This is a genomic window from Paenibacillus sp. LX16 (assembly GCF_036252815.1).
GTDB classification, from domain to species: Bacteria; Bacillota; Bacilli; order Paenibacillales; family Paenibacillaceae; genus Paenibacillus; species Paenibacillus polymyxa_B.
The window spans coordinates 4,085,754-4,101,954 of record NZ_CP141152.1; the positions used below are offsets into that span (position 1 = coordinate 4,085,754).

16 protein-coding genes are annotated in these 16,201 nt (G+C 46.3%); all 16 read right to left on the reverse strand.

Annotated elements, in window-relative coordinates; translation table 11 throughout:
- Positions 1 to 225: 225 nt before the first annotated feature.
- Positions 226 to 1,242, reverse strand: a complete 1,017-nt coding sequence (gene moaA / locus T3H97_RS18250) for a GTP 3',8-cyclase MoaA (RefSeq protein ID WP_328800487.1) — start codon at positions 1,240 to 1,242, stop codon at positions 226 to 228.
- 37 nt (positions 1,243 to 1,279) lie between these two features.
- On the reverse strand, positions 1,280 to 1,513 hold the full coding sequence (locus tag T3H97_RS18255; protein WP_029515506.1) for a MoaD/ThiS family protein: 234 nt from the start codon (positions 1,511 to 1,513) through the stop codon (positions 1,280 to 1,282).
- Positions 1,506 to 1,949 (reverse strand): molybdenum cofactor biosynthesis protein MoaE, encoded by a 444-nt coding sequence (locus tag T3H97_RS18260; protein WP_165149745.1) that lies wholly within the window; start codon positions 1,947 to 1,949, stop codon positions 1,506 to 1,508. Before T3H97_RS18260 ends, T3H97_RS18255 begins: the two co-directional genes overlap by 8 nt.
- An 85-nt stretch (positions 1,950 to 2,034) precedes the next feature.
- Positions 2,035 to 3,054: a ThiF family adenylyltransferase gene (locus T3H97_RS18265; RefSeq protein WP_328800488.1), complete on the reverse strand. Its 1,020-nt coding sequence runs from the start codon at positions 3,052 to 3,054 to the stop codon at positions 2,035 to 2,037.
- Complete coding sequence (locus T3H97_RS18270) at positions 3,047 to 4,201, reverse strand: nitrate/nitrite transporter (RefSeq protein ID WP_328800489.1); 1,155 nt, start codon at positions 4,199 to 4,201, stop codon at positions 3,047 to 3,049. The genes T3H97_RS18265 and T3H97_RS18270 overlap by 8 nt, the downstream gene beginning before the upstream one ends.
- 166 nt (positions 4,202 to 4,367) lie before the next feature.
- Positions 4,368 to 4,898: a hemerythrin domain-containing protein gene (locus T3H97_RS18275; protein WP_185156299.1), complete on the reverse strand. Its 531-nt coding sequence runs from the start codon at positions 4,896 to 4,898 to the stop codon at positions 4,368 to 4,370.
- Positions 4,899 to 4,920: 22 nt separating this feature from the next.
- Positions 4,921 to 5,568, reverse strand: coding sequence for a response regulator transcription factor (locus T3H97_RS18280; protein WP_023989699.1), 648 nt, complete (start codon positions 5,566 to 5,568; stop codon positions 4,921 to 4,923).
- A 7-nt stretch (positions 5,569 to 5,575) separates the two neighbouring features.
- The gene (locus T3H97_RS18285) at positions 5,576 to 6,640 is read right to left on the reverse strand and encodes a PAS domain-containing sensor histidine kinase (protein WP_039274412.1); all 1,065 of its coding nucleotides are present in this window, start codon (positions 6,638 to 6,640) and stop codon (positions 5,576 to 5,578) included.
- Positions 6,641 to 7,093: a GAF domain-containing protein gene (locus T3H97_RS18290; RefSeq protein ID WP_029515512.1), complete on the reverse strand. Its 453-nt coding sequence runs from the start codon at positions 7,091 to 7,093 to the stop codon at positions 6,641 to 6,643. It abuts the gene before it with no gap.
- Between the two features lie 45 nt (positions 7,094 to 7,138).
- Positions 7,139 to 7,822: a respiratory nitrate reductase subunit gamma gene (gene narI, locus T3H97_RS18295; RefSeq protein ID WP_081330765.1), complete on the reverse strand. Its 684-nt coding sequence runs from the start codon at positions 7,820 to 7,822 to the stop codon at positions 7,139 to 7,141.
- Positions 7,822 to 8,388, reverse strand: coding sequence for a nitrate reductase molybdenum cofactor assembly chaperone (narJ, locus tag T3H97_RS18300; RefSeq protein WP_328800490.1), 567 nt, complete (start codon positions 8,386 to 8,388; stop codon positions 7,822 to 7,824). Before narJ ends, narI begins: the two co-directional genes overlap by 1 nt.
- Positions 8,381 to 9,958, reverse strand: a complete 1,578-nt coding sequence (gene narH, locus T3H97_RS18305) for a nitrate reductase subunit beta (RefSeq protein ID WP_250270652.1) — start codon at positions 9,956 to 9,958, stop codon at positions 8,381 to 8,383. The genes narJ and narH overlap by 8 nt, the downstream gene beginning before the upstream one ends.
- Entirely contained in the window at positions 9,948 to 13,622 is a 3,675-nt protein-coding gene (locus tag T3H97_RS18310; protein ID WP_328800492.1) for a nitrate reductase subunit alpha, read from the reverse strand. Before T3H97_RS18310 ends, narH begins: the two co-directional genes overlap by 11 nt.
- A gap of 198 nt (positions 13,623 to 13,820) precedes the next feature.
- The gene (gene modB / locus T3H97_RS18315) at positions 13,821 to 14,498 is read right to left on the reverse strand and encodes a molybdate ABC transporter permease subunit (RefSeq protein ID WP_028542273.1); all 678 of its coding nucleotides are present in this window, start codon (positions 14,496 to 14,498) and stop codon (positions 13,821 to 13,823) included.
- On the reverse strand, positions 14,495 to 15,349 hold the full coding sequence (gene modA, locus T3H97_RS18320) for a molybdate ABC transporter substrate-binding protein (RefSeq protein WP_328800493.1): 855 nt from the start codon (positions 15,347 to 15,349) through the stop codon (positions 14,495 to 14,497). Before modA ends, modB begins: the two co-directional genes overlap by 4 nt.
- A gap of 29 nt (positions 15,350 to 15,378) precedes the next feature.
- Positions 15,379 to 16,098: an iron-sulfur cluster repair di-iron protein gene (gene ric, locus T3H97_RS18325; protein WP_328800494.1), complete on the reverse strand. Its 720-nt coding sequence runs from the start codon at positions 16,096 to 16,098 to the stop codon at positions 15,379 to 15,381.
- Between the last annotated feature and the right edge of the window lie 103 nt (positions 16,099 to 16,201).

Below are 16,201 nucleotides of genomic sequence, written 5' to 3' on the forward strand. Positions count from 1 at the left end.
TGGCCAGATATTCATATCATGCAGGATATCGTAAAGCTTGTATTCTAAAAAGAAAAGGCAAAACCCAACACATGGAAATTGAATTCCATGCCTCGGGTTTTGCCTTTTCAGTAACAATCCCAAGATCATAATAACATCGAATTTAAGTTTTGCCAACAAAAATGTTTGCGCTTTCTTTTTCGGAGCAACCACATCAAATACAACACACTATCATGGTATAAAATGTCAGCCGCCAATGTAGGACATGTTAATCTTTTTTTTGTTGTTGGCTGTCTGCTCCGTACGTTCATCGGAATACCGATCTGTGCGTTGTTCCCATACTGAAGTAATCACATCGAGCAGTTTCTGGTCATTCGCCCCGTTGCGAAGCATCTGGCGTAAATCAAATCCGCCTGAAGCAAACAAACATGTATAAAACTTGCCATCGCACGATAAGCGGGCACGTGTACAAGACGAACAAAACGATTCAGAAACCGAAGTAATAAAACCAATCTGTGCGTCGCTGTCTTTATAACGATAACGCTTTGCCACTTCTCCAAAGTAATCCCGATCCATCGGCTCCAGCTCGTACGCATTCTTAAGCCGTTCAACGATTTCTTTTTTGGTTAGTACCTTTTTGAAACTCCATCCGTTGTCATTACCTACATCCATAAACTCGATAAAGCGAAGGGTTATTCCCTGCTCCTTAAAATAAGCGGCCATAGGCAAAATCTCCGAGTCATTAACGCCTTTTTGAACGACCATATTGACCTTGATTTCAAAGCCGATTTCTCTTGCATATTCGATCTGCTTCAAAATAAAATCAGGCTTAATCCCCCGCCCATTCAACCGCCCAAACAGCTCGGAGTCCAGAGCGTCCAGACTGACATTAAGCCGTCGTAGCCCCGCGTCATAGAGAGGCTTAGCCTGCTGTCCTAGCAGCACACCGTTGGTGGTCAAGCCGATATCTTCCACTCCGTCAATGGACAGGATTTGGGAGACCAGGTCGGGTAGATTCCTGCGCATTAATGGTTCGCCACCCGTGAGTCGGATCTTTTTTACACCCAGGGATACAAAGAGCTTCGTTAGCCGGTGTATCTCTTCAAACAACAGACATTCATTTTGGGGAAGAAAGGCGTAATCGTCACCGAATATTTCTTTGGGCATGCAATAGGAACAGCGGAAATTGCAGCGGTCCGTAACCGATATACGCAGGTCACGAATCGGCCGCTGCAATGTGTCCTTCAGTGGATGAAAATTCATACGCCCCCTCCTTTCTAGTTGTTTAGCATCGTTATTATTAGCCGCCGCTGACTGGGGGAATGAAGGCTGCAATGTCTCCATCCTGTAATACATCCGTAGACAACGCATACTCCTCGTTTATCGCAATTCGCACAGACTCGATCGGCATATCTGGATATTGATCTGTTATCCAATTGGATAAATCGCCTACGGTTTGGCCTGCCAAATCTGCCAATTCTTCTGTTTTTCCCGTTACCTCACGGAGTCCCGCAAAGTAGTACAGCTTAATCATGACTGATCTCCCCCGGCTTTTTCTTTTGATCTCCGACCCACTGCGTTCCGTCTTCCCAAATCTCTCGTTTCCAAATAGGAACTATTTCTTTAATTCGTTCGATCGCGTATTCATTTGCCTCATACGCATCCGAACGGTGAGGTGAAGAAACGGCAATAACAACGGCGATATCACCGATTTGAAGCTCGCCAATGCGGTGCGCGATTGCCACTCGCGTCCCTTCCCATTTCTGTTCGATTTCGCGACCAATCTCTGTGAGTTTTTTTTGGGCCATGGGGACATAGGCCTCATAAGCAAGGTATAAGGTCCGTACGCCTTGAGTCCATTCTCGTACGTGCCCTGTAAAAATAGTCACCGCTCCTGCTTCCGGCCTTAGGACATAATCCGCATAAGCCTGCGGGATAATGGGCTCCGTTACGATTTCAAATACACTCATCTTTTCCACCTTCCAGCCACCGGACAAGCGACTCTCCGGTGACAGACTCTTTTAAATATTTCTGCTTTTTGTATCTACATCTCATTTAACCGAACAGCTGATGATATAGTTTTTGACCGTTGGCAACACTCCGTATACCGTGTATGAGAAGCCTTCCGTTTTTGAATAAAATCATTCGATGCTTAAAAGCATAAAATTCAACGAAATAAGGGGTTCTTTTTACACGATCTGCTATAAGCCTGCCCATTTTCTCTGCATCATCGAGCGTAATCGGACGTTGTGGGTCTGGAAGAACCTGGACCACGTTCCGTCCGCACAGAGCCGCATACGCCGAGCGGCGTGGTGCTGTCAGTGCAGGAAACGTAGGATGTTCTCCACAGGTTGGACAATCTTGGTTACGGATGCGGGAAATCCCTATGTCCATCTGCGTATTCTCCCATAGATCAAACAGATGAACCTTGCGGCGCATCTTATCACGTTTGCCGCTCAGCCACTTCATGGCTTCTGCACATTGGAGGGCAGCTGTCACCTGGACTGCGGGCGAGATGATTCCAGCCGTATCGCAGGTCTGATTGATCGCAGGCAGCGATGGCAGAAGGCAACGTAAACACGCTGACTCGCCCGGCACGAATGGAAAAACGACGCCTATGCTTCCAACACAGGCACCGTAAATCCACGGAATTCCAGCCTTCAGTGCAGCATCGTTGATAAGCAGACGAGTTTCGAAATTGTCCGTAGCATCCATCAGCAATATGCTTTTGTTGGCAAGTTCTTGAACAAGCTCGGCATCCAAGTTATCGAGATATGTGTGCAACTGCACGTCTTCTCGTATGGCTTTCAGCCTTTTTTCGGCTGCCATGACCTTGGGCTGCATTTCCGCAGCGTCCTGCTCCGTGAACAACTGCTGACGTTGCAGATTCGACACCTCTACATAATCCCGGTCAACAAGATGCAGCTCTCCAACGCCCGCTCTTACCAGTGTTTCGGCAATGGCGGAACCCAGTGCCCCGCAACCGATAATGGTGACGACAGCAGCGGATAGATTACGCTGCCCTTCGCCACCAATGGGTCTAAATAAGATCTGTCTGGAATAACGTTCATTCATTAGATTTTGTCCCTTGATAATACAGCCATATGACGAGGATCAGGCTAGCCAGCGCCACTTGGGAGAGGAGCATGAATCCAATGGAATATTGGCCAGTAGCGGCATGAATCGTCGATAACAGGATCGGAGGGAAAAAGCCACCGAGACCGCCCATCATGGATACAATTCCGTTAACTATACCTGCTTGTTTATTAAAGTAAAATGGAACTAGCTTGAAAATGACGCCGTTCCCCACTCCAGCACTTACAGCGATCGCCAAGCAGCCTACTGTATACAGGGTAATCCCTGGTGAAAAAGCCAAAAGAATCGCAGCGACCGTATAAACTGTGAACGTGCCTACCAGCAGGAACAGGGGCTGAAACCGATCCGCCAGCCAGCCACCGATGGGACGGAAGAATGTGGCAATCGCAATAAAGCCTGCTGTACGCATCCCTGCATCCACTTTAGCCAGCTCAAAATTCGATACCAGGAAATTCGGCAAGTACACCGTGAACGCTACAAATGAGCCAAATGTAATAAAATAAAAGAGCGAGAAAAACCAAAGCTTTTCATTTTTGTAAACCCCTTTGATCTGTTCCATAATAGGCGTCTTTACTTTAGCTTCATGACGATCCCCTAAGAAGAAATTCAAAACGATAAAAACAAGCAGCAGAATGAGATACAGCTTCACTGTATGGGCCCAGCCAATTTGTGTAGCCACAATAGGGGCCGAGAAGGTAGTGACGGCTGTTCCCAAATTCCCTATACCATACATTCCATTTACAAACCCATGTTTTTCCTTAGGATAATACTTCGGTAGCGAAGTCACCCCAACCGAGAACACAGCTCCTCCAATCCCAAGGAACAAGCCACCGATAATTAAATCCGTCATCGTAGAAGCTTCACTAATGTAGTAGACGGGAAACAAAAGCAAAATAAAGCTAACGAGAAAAACGATTCTTGCTCCAACGATGTTGGCATAATAACCAAGCGGAATGCGCAGAATCGATCCAAGCACGACCGGAATCGCCGTAACCATGGCCAATTTTCCGGGTGGAATAGCAATATCCTCCGTAATGAACGGCATAAGAGAAGAAATGATAACCCATACCATGAATCCAAGAATCAAGTTCAATGTTTGTAACGGCAACTGCATTTTTCTAATCATTTAACTCACCTTTTCAACGTTTTTTCTGTCGAATTATTAATTTGAATTTTCTGTCCCCATTGTAGCCGCTAGCCCATCCATTCGAATATAGGGGACTCCCCTTTACCTGGCAGGGGACTCCCTGAAAATATAAAAAGCCGCTTCTATAGGAAGCGGCTTGGTCAATTCAAGAGATAAGCGTATTTAATTTGTCACATAACCTGGTTAGATCATTCCGATTGATCTGTTGCTCTGCCATAGGAAAAAGTACAGTTTCTTCTTTTATAAAATGTACAGTCAGCACTTCAAAGGCCTCTCCCGCGTTCTTGGCTGCCTCCTGAATGTCATCAAGCGTGAGCAAACTCAAATCGCCCTCCGTCTGATGAAGAAAATGATCGATATAGCCCTCTATTTCACGGTGCTCCTCCTGTATACCGACGAGCGGTCCCTGCTCAAAACCAATGTAGGTTCCTAGCATAGAAAAGAAGTGTTCTTCTTCCTTTTCGGTATGTTTCTTGAGGGGTACCCTAAAGTCGATAATCTGCATTCTCAGCTTTTCCAGTTGCTTGCGGCCTTCTTCCAAATCTAGTATTCTGTGCTGCTCAAACCACAATACAATGGCATGCCATTCATCCATCAGATATGTTAGATATCGATGCTCATTTTCAAGAATACGCATGGCAGGTTTGGAAAAGCGCAGTTTCTCATTTTCCAGCACGCGGATTTCCTCCATTCATCGGCTAAAAATCCAGCATTTTTTTCTTTAATGCATATTGGACCAGTTCAGGCCGGCTTCTTAAATTCAATTTTTCCATGATCTTCGCTTTGTTCGCTTCCACCGTCTTGACAGAGATGAACAGCTTTTCCGCAACTTCCTTGTTACCGTAACCTTTTGCGACCAGAGGCAGAATCTCCAGTTCCCGCTTGGACAGGATCTCATAAGGATCTTCTGATTGTGACGTTGTATCTTTTTTGATGAACTCACGAACGAGAGAAGTAGCCATTTTAGGATGGATATAAGTCCCACCCCCATGAATGGTTCGTATAGCAAGCAATAGCTCCTCATCTGGAGCATTTTTCAAAACATACCCTGAAGCACCATTCTTTAAAATATGAAAAAGATATTCTTCATCGTCATGCATGGTCAGTATTAGAATTTTAGTATCAGGGTGGTCTTCTTTAATCTTGCCTGTGGCGATCAATCCACTCTCGCCTGGGGGCATGCTGAGGTCCATGATCAGAATATCTGGACGATATTTAGCTACCATTGTATACGCTTCAATGCCGTCTGCAGCCGTTCCAACAACCTCCATATCCGATTGGAAGTTCAAAATCATGGAAAATCCGCTCCGTACAATGGCATGGTCATCCGCTAACACAATTTTGATCACGTCTTTACTCCTCCTCATGTCCAATCGGAATTTTTAAAAATACTTTGGTTCCTTGACCAACATTTGAAAGAACGCCAAAACTTCCACCTACCAGTTCTGCTCTCTCCTGCATGCCATATAAACCAAGTCCCGTTCCAATAGGATTGCTCCCCTTTTCAAAGCCAACCCCATCGTCCTCTACAGTCAAACGAAGCGTATGATCGTGCTCAGACAAAGAAACTTTAACCATATCTACCTGGGCATACTTCAAGGCATTGAGAACAGCCTCCTGGCAGACACGGTAAATGACCGTTTCCTTTTCACTTCCATATCGCTTTTGGGGAAGATCCGACACAAATTCAACGACAAGACCAAAGCTTTGTTCAACCCTCTTAAAGTGGGAACGAAATGCCGCTTCAAGCCCAAAATCATCAAGTGTGGCGGGGCGTAGTTCCACAGACAGGTTGCGGATATCATCCAGCAATCGCGTCATGGATGCTTCAGTCTGCTTCATGTTTTTGATGAGCTGTTCATCATTCGTCATGTATTTTAACACCCGCAGCTCAACAACCGCACTCATCAATTCCTGGGCGACGCTGTCGTGCAGTTCCCTGGAAAGCCGTTTACGCTCATTTTCCTGCGCTTCAATGACATGCTTCATCATTTTGTTTTGATACAATTTTTCCTGCGTCTGAAATTGCGGAGTCAAGTCCCTCAACATCAACACCCTTGTTCCATGTTCAGAATCAATGGTGTGAAAAGAAGCGGCATAGGGGATCATTCCGTTGCTCTTTGTTTCCAGATAAACCTGAAAAGAAGCGAAATCCTTGGATTCTGGCATATTGAAATAACAATCAAGGCAGGTACGGGGCTCCGTTTCGCTTGTATAGCCCCTGCATGTTCCACACAAAGCTTTTTCCTTCCCTTCATAGAGTTGAATGAGGACGTCATCGCTCACAATCTCCTCCGCTGCCGGGTTCATAGCTAGGGTGTTCCCTTGCCCATCAAAAAAGAAAATGGCTTCTGTACTGTTCTCAAACAACTTCACCATTAGCGCATTCAAAGAGCCAGTCCCTACAGATAATGTCAATTACATCACTTCCTTCCCGTTCAACTCTCCAAATCCCCTATGCGCCAAAGCTTCCAAATCACGCATCATGGCTGCGGTCATCAGCAGTTCTTCCCGAAATCCACCAAGCAGTACGCCCGCGACGCGAGCATCATTCCATAGGGGAACAGCCCCGAGACTCTTGAGCTTCTCGGATTGAACGATCGGGTAGTTAAACAGGTTGTCTGCCCCCACATATTGATGAACAGATGGAATGAAAACGGATTTCCCAGTTTTGAACACGACTCCTGCTATGCCCTTTCCGGATTGCAGTACAATTCGCTTAAAGCGATCATTTAAATTACCGGCTGCATTTTTCCATTTAATTACGTATTGATATTCGGCCGGTTCAACAAGAGCAAGCGCCATGAAATCATAACCGAAATGTTCGCGTATTCGCTCAAGCTCCCTTTGATAATCCATCCTATTATTCATCGCTCTCTCCTAATAGAATTAGGAAAGAAGGCAGAGCCCGCTTTCCTAATTCGATTTATGTCTTCTGTAAAGGATATAACTTCTGCGCACATAATTCAACGGAACACTCCACACATGTACAAGCCGGGTAAACGGCCAGAATGCAAAAATCGCAAAGGCCATAAGGATATGAAGCTTGAAGGACATCGGTACGTCTCTCATCAGTGTCGGGTCGACACGGAATATGAATAAACCGCGGAACCAGATTGAGATCGTCTCTCGATAATCGAATTCTGGCTGTACCGCATTCGTTACGAGAGTCGCAAACATCCCCATGCATACAATGGCCAAAAGCAATACGTTTACGATCAAATCAGACGCTGTACTTAAACGGCGCACATTGCGTATTGTAAAACGGCGAGAGGTGAGAATCAACATACCGAGGAACGTCATGGCTCCGAATATACCACCAATATAAACTGCCCCAATATGATACAGATGATCGTTTACACCTAGTGCATGCATCCAGGTTTTTGGTATGCCCAGACCGGATACATGACCCATAATAACCGGGATAATACCCAGGTGGAATAAGAGACTTCCAATCATCAATTGTTTTTTTTCAATAAACTCACTTGATTTCGCTGTCCAATTAAACTGGTCGTTTCTGTAGCGAAAAATATGCCCTACAATAAAGACGACCACACACATATAAGGGAAAATAACCCATAAAAACTGCTCTAGCATCATCATTGCGCAGCTGCCTCCTGTTCTACGCAAGCTTTAATCGTTTCGCGCAGTCCCTTCACCAGATGAAAATACGGGCTTTCCATTTTTTCCAGTGCTTTAAGTAAATGATATGTGCCGTCTTCCAGGATCGCGATTGGCATGCGGAAGTTTTCTGTCGTCTTCGGATCTTGCGACCATTCGGCGGCATACAGAAATTCACACATGAGCGGAAGGTAATCTGGCAGCTCTCCATCAGGCATTTCAAGACCATACATCTCGTATAGCACCTTTAACTTGACCAACATTTGTCCCCGTTCTTTTGCATCTTCGAATTTGAAGTAAGTCATATATAGTGCACAATTTTTCTGGAAATCAAAGGTTTCTGTATACATTTCCTGAATCTCTTCCATACTGAACTCTTGCATAAGGGACCAGTAGGTGTTCGCATACGTATATGCCGGATGGTTTGGATCAAACGATGCTTCCAGAAAAGCCGGATGAAAATCCAGCTTTTCCGGGTACATGAGTTGTTGGGCGAAAAACCCGAATGATGGCTTGCATTCATACAGCTTCGCTACATTAATCACGCCAAATACCCCCGTAGAAGTTTTCTTCATACATTTCTTTGCCAGTTTTCAAAGGCTCTTCCATCCCCATTGAACTTGCCATACTACAGCCGTCACATCCAGAGCCTGAACCTATATTTCCCATGGTATCGCCGTAACCTGCAGATCCTTGAGCCCGATACGGATTCGAATATCCTTCTTTATGCGACGTTGGAATGACGAAACGATCCTCATACTTGGCAATCGCCAGAAGTCGATACATCTGCTCAGTCTGCCGAGGTGTCATGCCAATGCGCTCAAGACGGCTTTCATCAAAAGATTGTCCTGTGGATTGAGCACGCATATAGGAGCGCATCATAGCCATTCTTTGCAAGGATTCCTTCACGGTTTGGGTGTCGCCCGCCGTCAGCATATTGGCAAGATACTGAATAGGGGTACGCATCTCTTCGATAGCTGGAAAGATCATATCGGGATTCTCAATCGAGTCTTTCCCTTCAAAATAATTCATGATCGGACTAAGTGGTGGTACATACCAGACCATAGGTAATGTGCGGTATTCCGGATGAAGCGGGAATGCCAACTTGTGCTCAATGGCAAGCTTGTAGACAGGTGAGTTCTGCGCTGCTTCAATCCAGTCCTCCGAGATACCGTCTTTTCTCGCTTGAGCAATCACCGCCGGATCACTTGGATCCATGAACAGGTCGCACTGCGCTTTATAAAGCTCTTTCTCGTCCTGCGTAGAAGCGGCTTCGAGCACCCGATCCGCGTCATACAGCATAACACCGAGGTAGCGAATTCGTCCTGTACATGTCTCGGAGCAGACTGTCGGCAGGCCTGCTTCCACACGTGGGAAACAGAAGGTACATTTTTCTGCTTTGTTCGTCTGCCAGTTAAAGTACACTTTTTTGTATGGACAGCCCGTCATGCAATACCGCCAGCCGCGACATGCTTCCTGATCCACGAGCACAATTCCGTCCTCGTCCCGTTTGTACATAGCACCTGAAGGACAGGACGCGACACAGCTCGGATTTAAACAATGTTCGCAAAGCCGTGGGAGATAAACCATGAATGACTTCTCAAAGTTAAATTTAATCTCTTCTTCTATTTTCTGAATATTTGGATCAAGCGGACCCGTTACATGCGCACCCGCCAGGTCATCTTCCCAGTTTGGCCCCCACTCCAAATCCATTTTTTCACCCGTTACCGCAGAGTGCGCGCGTGCCACAGGTGAATGCTTCTGTTCACCGGCGTTGGTCAGTTGCTCGTAATTGTAAGTCCAGGGCTCATAATAATCTTTCATTTCCGGCATGTCTGGATTGTAAAAAATCTTACCCAGTGCTATTTTGGACAGCTTGTTGCCTGACTTCAGTTCCAATTTCCCTTTACGGAGCTGCCAGCCGCCTTTATATAATTCCTGGTCTTCCCAGCGCTTCGGATAACCGATACCGGGTTTGGTTTCCACATTGTTAAACCACATATATTCCGCACCTTTGCGGTTCGTCCAGGTTGTTTTACATGTCACGCTGCACGTATGGCAGCCAATACATTTATCCAGGTTCATGACCATGGCAATTTGAGCTTTAATCTTCAAGCCAGTTAACCTCCTTCATTTTACGTACCGCAACGTACACATCACGCTGGTTGCCGATTGGACCATAATAGTTGAATCCATAACTAAGCTGAGCATATCCACCGACCATTTGGGTTGGTTTGAGATGAATTCTTGTTGGTGCGTTATGACTACCGCCGCGTGTATCCGTGATTTCAGAGCCTGGCACTTGAATGTGCTTATCCTGAGCATGGTACATGAACATCGTTCCTCTTGGCATCCGATGGCTGACAACGGCCCGGGCGGTTACGACGCCATTACGGTTGTATACCTCTACCCAGTCATTGTCGGCAAGATCGTGTGCCTCTGCGTCTTCGTTGTTGATCCACACCGTTGGACCTCCGCGAAACAGTGTAAGCATATGCTGGTTATCCTGGTAGGTCGAGTGAATATTCCATTTACCGTGCGGTGTCAGATAGCGAAGCACGAGTGAATCTTGTCCGCCTTTTATTTCCCGATCCCGAGGACCGAACACCATCGGTGGCAACGTCGGTTTGTAGATCGGCAATGATTCTCCAAATTGTTGGAAAATCTCATGATCAATATAGAAATGCTGTCTTCCCGTCAAAGTACGAAACGGAACGAGACGTTCAATATTCGTTGTAAATGGTGAATAGCGGCGTCCTTTCTTGTTCGATCCAGTGAATACTGGTGTCGGTATAACTTCCCGAGGCTGTGCCGTGATACTTTGGAAAGTGATTCTTTCCGCTGCCCGATCAGCCGAGATGTCTTTAAGTTCAACACCGTGAAGCTCTTCTGCCTGCTCATAAGCCTTTTGCGACACCCGTCCATTAGTCGCGGATGAAAGGTGCAGAATTGCATTGGCCACTTGGCGAGCTGTCTGGATTTTTGGCAGTCCGTCTTTAATGGACTCATCGTAATAAACTCCGTTCAACTTTTTCATTTCCTCATATTCTTCTGCTACGGAGAAGCTGACGCCATGCGCACCTGCTTTCCCGGTAGTCAAATTCGGACCGAGTGAGATAAATTTATCGTGAATTTTAGTATAGTCACGTTCGATGATGCTGAAATTCGGCATGGTTTTACCCGGGGTCGCTTCAATCTCACCCTTCGTCCAATCCTTTACAAGGCCCATCGGCTGTGAAATTTCACCCACACTGTCGTGTGCGAGCGGTGCGGTCACAAGATCTTTATATATACCTGGCAGGTACTCTTTCGCCATATCAGAAAAGACTTCGGAAAGCTGGCGGTAAATATCCCAGTCCGCACGGGATTCCCACAGTGGATTAACGGCCGGATTAAACGGGTGTACGAAAGGATGCATATCGGTGGACGACAAATCCGTTTTCTCGTACCAGGTTGCCGCCGGAAGCACGATATCCGCGTATAATGGGGTTGTCGTCATCCGGAAATCAAGTGCAACCATCAGATCAAGTTTTCCTTCCACATCTTCTCTCCAGACGATTTCCTCAGGTTTCTGTTCTTCGTTCGGCCGGGCAAGCAGGGCATCGGATGCTCCGAGTAAATGTTTCATGAAATACTCTTGCCCCTTCGCCGAACTGGAAATCAGATTGGATCGCCAAACAAAGAGTGAACGCGGGAAGTTCTCGGCTGCCCCAGGATCTTCTACAGCGAAGCGTGTCTTACGTGATTTAATCTCTTCCACAGAATGTTTAATGATTTCCTCGTTGGACTTTTTGCCTAATTGCGCTGCCTCTTCGGCGAACAACAGACTATTTTTATTAAACTGTGGATAAGAAGGCAGCCAACCCAGACGCGCTGCGAGCACGTTGTAGTCTGCTGGATGTCTGTAACTGACATCCCCACCAATCGGTGACTTCAAGGTGTCTGTTCCACTTTCTTCGTAACGCCATTGCTCTGTTGCAAAGTAGAAAAACGATGTAGCATTTTGCTGTCGAGCCGCCCCTTGCCAGTCTTTTGCAAAGGCAATCGTTGACCAGCCTTCGATGGGACGGAGCTTTTCTTGACCAACATAATGCGCCCAGCCTCCCCCGTTTACACCTTGGGAAGCCGTCAACACAACAAGATTCAAGATGGACCGATAGATCGTGTCACTATTGAACCAGTGGTTGATGCCCGCACCCATAATAATCATGGAGCGCCCTTTAGTATCGATAGCATTTTGAGCAAATTCCCGAGCAATCTGTACCACAACAGACGCCTTCACACCTGTGATCTTCTCCTGCCAGGCAGGGGTATAATGCGAAGCTTCGTCGTAATAATTCTTGGCGTTATGAGAGCTGTCATTGCGTGCGACACCGTACTGGCTCATCATCAAATCGTACACGGTTGCTACGTAACGTTCCGAGCCATCTGCCAAGCGTACTTTTTTGGCCGGAATTACACGTTTGAACGTTCCATTACCCGCGTTATCAAAGTAAGGGAATACGATTTCTTCCCATTGCTCACCATGACCTTCCACAGTGAGTGCGGGCTCAACCTTTGTTCCGTCTTCCCGCTCCAGAATCAGGTTCCATTTCTTATCCTGCTCCCAGCGCTGTCCCATCGTACCGTTCGGAACCAGCATTTCCCCCGCTGCTTCGTCATATATGACCGGCTTCCAGTCCGCATGCGGCGAGACATCTCCCAGATCACTCGCCCGTAGGAAACGTCCACCTTTCCAAGCTCCCTCGTGCGGATCAAGCAGAATCATAAACGGCATATCTGTATATTGTTTGGCATAGTTAATGAACATCGGTTCTTGGCGCTCTTTGTAGAACTCATCCAAAATAACATGCGTCATAGCCTGGGCTATGGCAGCATCTGTACCCGGATGTGGTGCAAGCCAGTTGTCAGCGAACTTCACATTCTCCGCCAAGTCGGGAGCCACGGATACGACTTTTGTCCCCTTATATCGTACTTCCGTCATAAAATGAGCGTCAGGCGTCCGGGTAAGCGGTACGTTCGATCCCCACATAATCAGGTAACCCGCATTGTACCAATCAGAAGATTCCGGTACATCCGTCTGCTCACCCCAAATTTGAGGAGATGAAGGCGGAAGGTCGGCATACCAGTCATAGAAACTCAACATTTGTCCACCAAGAAGCGAAATGAATCTGGCTCCTGAAGCGTAGCTTATCATTGACATCGCCGGTATTGGCGTAAAGCCCGCGATCCGGTCGGGACCATACTTACGAATGGTATAGATGAGTTGCGCCGAGATCAAACGCAGGACATCGTCCCAAGCGACACGGACATGACCGCCTTTTCCGCGAGCTGCTTTGTAGAGCTTGGCTTTCTCTGGATCTTCCACAATGCTTGCCCATGCTTCCACCGGATTGGCATGTTCCTGGATGGCAGCCTGCCAAAGCCGCAACAGCTTACCGCGCATATAAGGGTATTTCACACGTAATGGACTGTATTCATACCAGGAAAATGTAGCCCCACGCGGGCAACCGCGCGGTTCAAATTCTGGCATATCTACACCGCAGGAAGGATAATCGATCTGTTGATTTTCCCAGGTAATGATGCCGTTTTTTACAAAAACCTTCCAACTACAGGAACCGGTGCAGTTCACTCCGTGAGTCGTCCGAACCACTTTGTCGTGAGACCAACGCTGTCGGTACACGTTTTCCCATTCTCTATTTTTTTCCTCAAGGATTGACCAATTTCCCGAATAGCTTTCGATCGGTTTAAAAAAGTTGAGGTTGTATTTTTTTTTCATCGATGACCAACACTCCTTTTTAGAAAGAATCATCCCAGCGCAAGTTCCAAGGGAAGACTCATTCGCTTACTCTCATTATGTAATTCATTCATCTCTGTTCCCATTAGGGAATGTCCTATAGCGCTACAGGAAATCCCTCGTTCTATCGAAAGATACAAAAAAGCCTCCCTCTGCTAAAGGGAAGCTTGTATGAAGTGATTAATTGTTCTTTTGGCCCGTTAACAGGAGCATGATAAAAGAAATGAGTATGATAGAGCATGTCCACGCCCAGGCCATAGGAAGATGACCGGCATCCACTGCAATATAAATGGCCGTCGGAATCGTTTGTGTTTTACCCGGAATATTTCCGGCAATCATCAGCGTAGCACCAAATTCGCCCAGACCGCGGGCAAAACCGAGTATAAAGGCAGCTTTAAAAGAAGGGAAAATTAAAGGGAAGGTGATATATCGAAAAACCTGCCATTCACTTGCACCCATCGAACGTCCCGCGTTTTCCAAGTCCCGGTCAACAGAAGACAATCCCATTCTCAGCGTCCGATAGACTAGAGGAAAGGCTACTACCACCGCTGCTATAACCCCTGCCCACCACGAGAATATAATAGGTTCTCCAAACCATTGCTCTACAAAACGTCCGAACCCGCTTTTTCGTCCAAGTAATATGAGCAGTAAAAAACCAACAACCGTCGGTGGGAGTACCAAGGGCAGCATAAGCACGGTTTCAACAACCGTTTTCCCTTTAAATAATCCCAACCGAGACATGGACCATGCCACAAGCAAGCCTAATATGATTACCAGAACGCTGGATAATAGTGCAACCTGCAACGATAATCGGATAGGAGGCCAATATTCATTCCAATCTATATCTTGCATGCTCACTTCGGTAGGGTAAATCCATACTTAGCCATGATATTCAGAGATTCTTGCGATTGTAGGTAGGCATAAAAGTCTTCGGCTTCTTGAATGTGCTTTGTAGCTTTGACAATCCCGATTGGATACTCAACAGGTGAATAGGTTGTAGGATCTACCTCAAAGGCGATTTTTGCCTTTTGTGAAGTCAACGCATCTGTTTTATATACAAATCCGACATCAGCATTCCCAGTTTCCACATATTGCAGCACTTGTCTAACGTCTTTCGCTTGAACCAGCTTGCTCTGTAACGTGTCCCAAAGCTTCACTTTCGTCAGCGCTTCCTGTGCATAGTTGCCTGCAGGAACACTTTCAGGGATTCCGATCGCAACTTTCTTCACTTCTTTTTTTGTTAAATCGGTTACACTCGCGATGTTCATTGTCCCGTCTGCAGAGATAACCGCAACCAATTCATTCGTCAGCCACGTTTTTTGTTTTTTCGTATCTATTAACTGCTGATCAACAAGGGACTTCATGTTTTTAGTCGAAGCGGACAGGAACAAATCCGACGGCGCTCCTTGCTCAATTTGTTTTTCCAGCGCACCAGAGCCGCCGAAGTTAAAATTCAATTTGGTGCCTGTATGGGTTGATTCGTATGAATGCTGAATTTCTTTGAGCGCATCCGTTAAACTTGCAGCTGCGGATATGGTCAGCTCAACAGTTTCAGCCTTTTTCGAAGAATCCTGGCTGGAGACCTCGTTGTTCTGGACCGTGCTGCTACCATTTGAAGCTGATTGTTGCCCCGCACCGCACCCTGAAAGTAATAAAATGATGGAAATAACCAAAACGAAAATAGTGCTACTTTTAATTAATTCATGCAATTGGTTCGGCTCCTCATGTTAGTTCATCATCAATTAATCGGTTTCGCTATTAGCTGTGCCTGTTTCGTACGTTCGATCAATGTACAATTTTCAAGAAGAATATGATTAAAAATATCTGCTTCCAGGTCTTCTAACCGCTTCAATACCAGTCGGTGCGTACCACAAGCTTCCTGCATCGGCTTAAAGCCATTTGTGATCAAGCGCATTTCCTTCAGGAATTCCACCACCGTTTGATGCTCGTCTTGTAACTTGGATAAAATTGGATTCAGTTCATCTGCTCGTTCCACTGTTGATTCTTGTAAAAATGCTTCAATCATCGGAAACACTAGGTCCTCCTCATTTTGAATATGTTCCGATAATTCCTGTTTAAGCAAGGTGAACAGTTCATTAACTGGCTTTAGATGCGGATAACGTTCGCCATGAACCCGCGTTAGTTTGGTTACATACGGCGTTAAGGCCGATAGTTCTTCCCGAAGCTTCGTATGATACTCATTTTGAATATAGGCGATTAGTTCTTTTGGTTCGAGTGAAGGAGGTTGCATTTGCTTATGCTGTGCCTGCTTTTCTTCCACTTCATGTATCTGCGTCAGCAGTTCACCAGCGTGGAGGCCTCGATTGGCTGCTGCTTCACGGAGCGATATTTTTCCTCCACAGCAGAAATCAATCCTCAGTTTGCGGAACAAATCTCCCGTTTTGGGTACTGCTTTCACAATGTCCGCCACCCATGTTTCTTCCGTTAACTGGCTCATCTTCCATTCCTCCATCTTACTTCGATTTTATGCTCAACTTTCATTCTACGTCTCCCTTAAACCTGAACCAATCAGGGGGTTCCCTCTTTCACTCGTGGAAAGA

What these genes read in the sequence shown, in the direction of transcription:
- moaA (WP_328800487.1), bottom strand. Translation starts at nt 1,242, where the DNA reads ATGAATTTTCATCCACTGAAGGACACATTGCAGCGGCCGATTCGTGAC.
- T3H97_RS18255 (WP_029515506.1), bottom strand. Translation starts at nt 1,513, where the DNA reads ATGATTAAGCTGTACTACTTTGCGGGACTCCGTGAGGTAACGGGAAAA.
- T3H97_RS18260 (WP_165149745.1), bottom strand. Translation starts at nt 1,949, where the DNA reads ATGAGTGTATTTGAAATCGTAACGGAGCCCATTATCCCGCAGGCTTAT.
- T3H97_RS18265 (WP_328800488.1), bottom strand. Translation starts at nt 3,054, where the DNA reads ATGAATGAACGTTATTCCAGACAGATCTTATTTAGACCCATTGGTGGC.
- T3H97_RS18270 (WP_328800489.1), bottom strand. Translation starts at nt 4,201, where the DNA reads ATGATTAGAAAAATGCAGTTGCCGTTACAAACATTGAACTTGATTCTT.
- T3H97_RS18290 (WP_029515512.1), bottom strand. Translation starts at nt 7,093, where the DNA reads ATGAATAATAGGATGGATTATCAAAGGGAGCTTGAGCGAATACGCGAA.
- narI (WP_081330765.1), bottom strand. Translation starts at nt 7,822, where the DNA reads ATGATGCTAGAGCAGTTTTTATGGGTTATTTTCCCTTATATGTGTGTG.
- T3H97_RS18310 (WP_328800492.1), bottom strand. Translation starts at nt 13,622, where the DNA reads ATGAAAAAAAAATACAACCTCAACTTTTTTAAACCGATCGAAAGCTAT.
- ric (WP_328800494.1), bottom strand. Translation starts at nt 16,098, where the DNA reads ATGAGCCAGTTAACGGAAGAAACATGGGTGGCGGACATTGTGAAAGCA.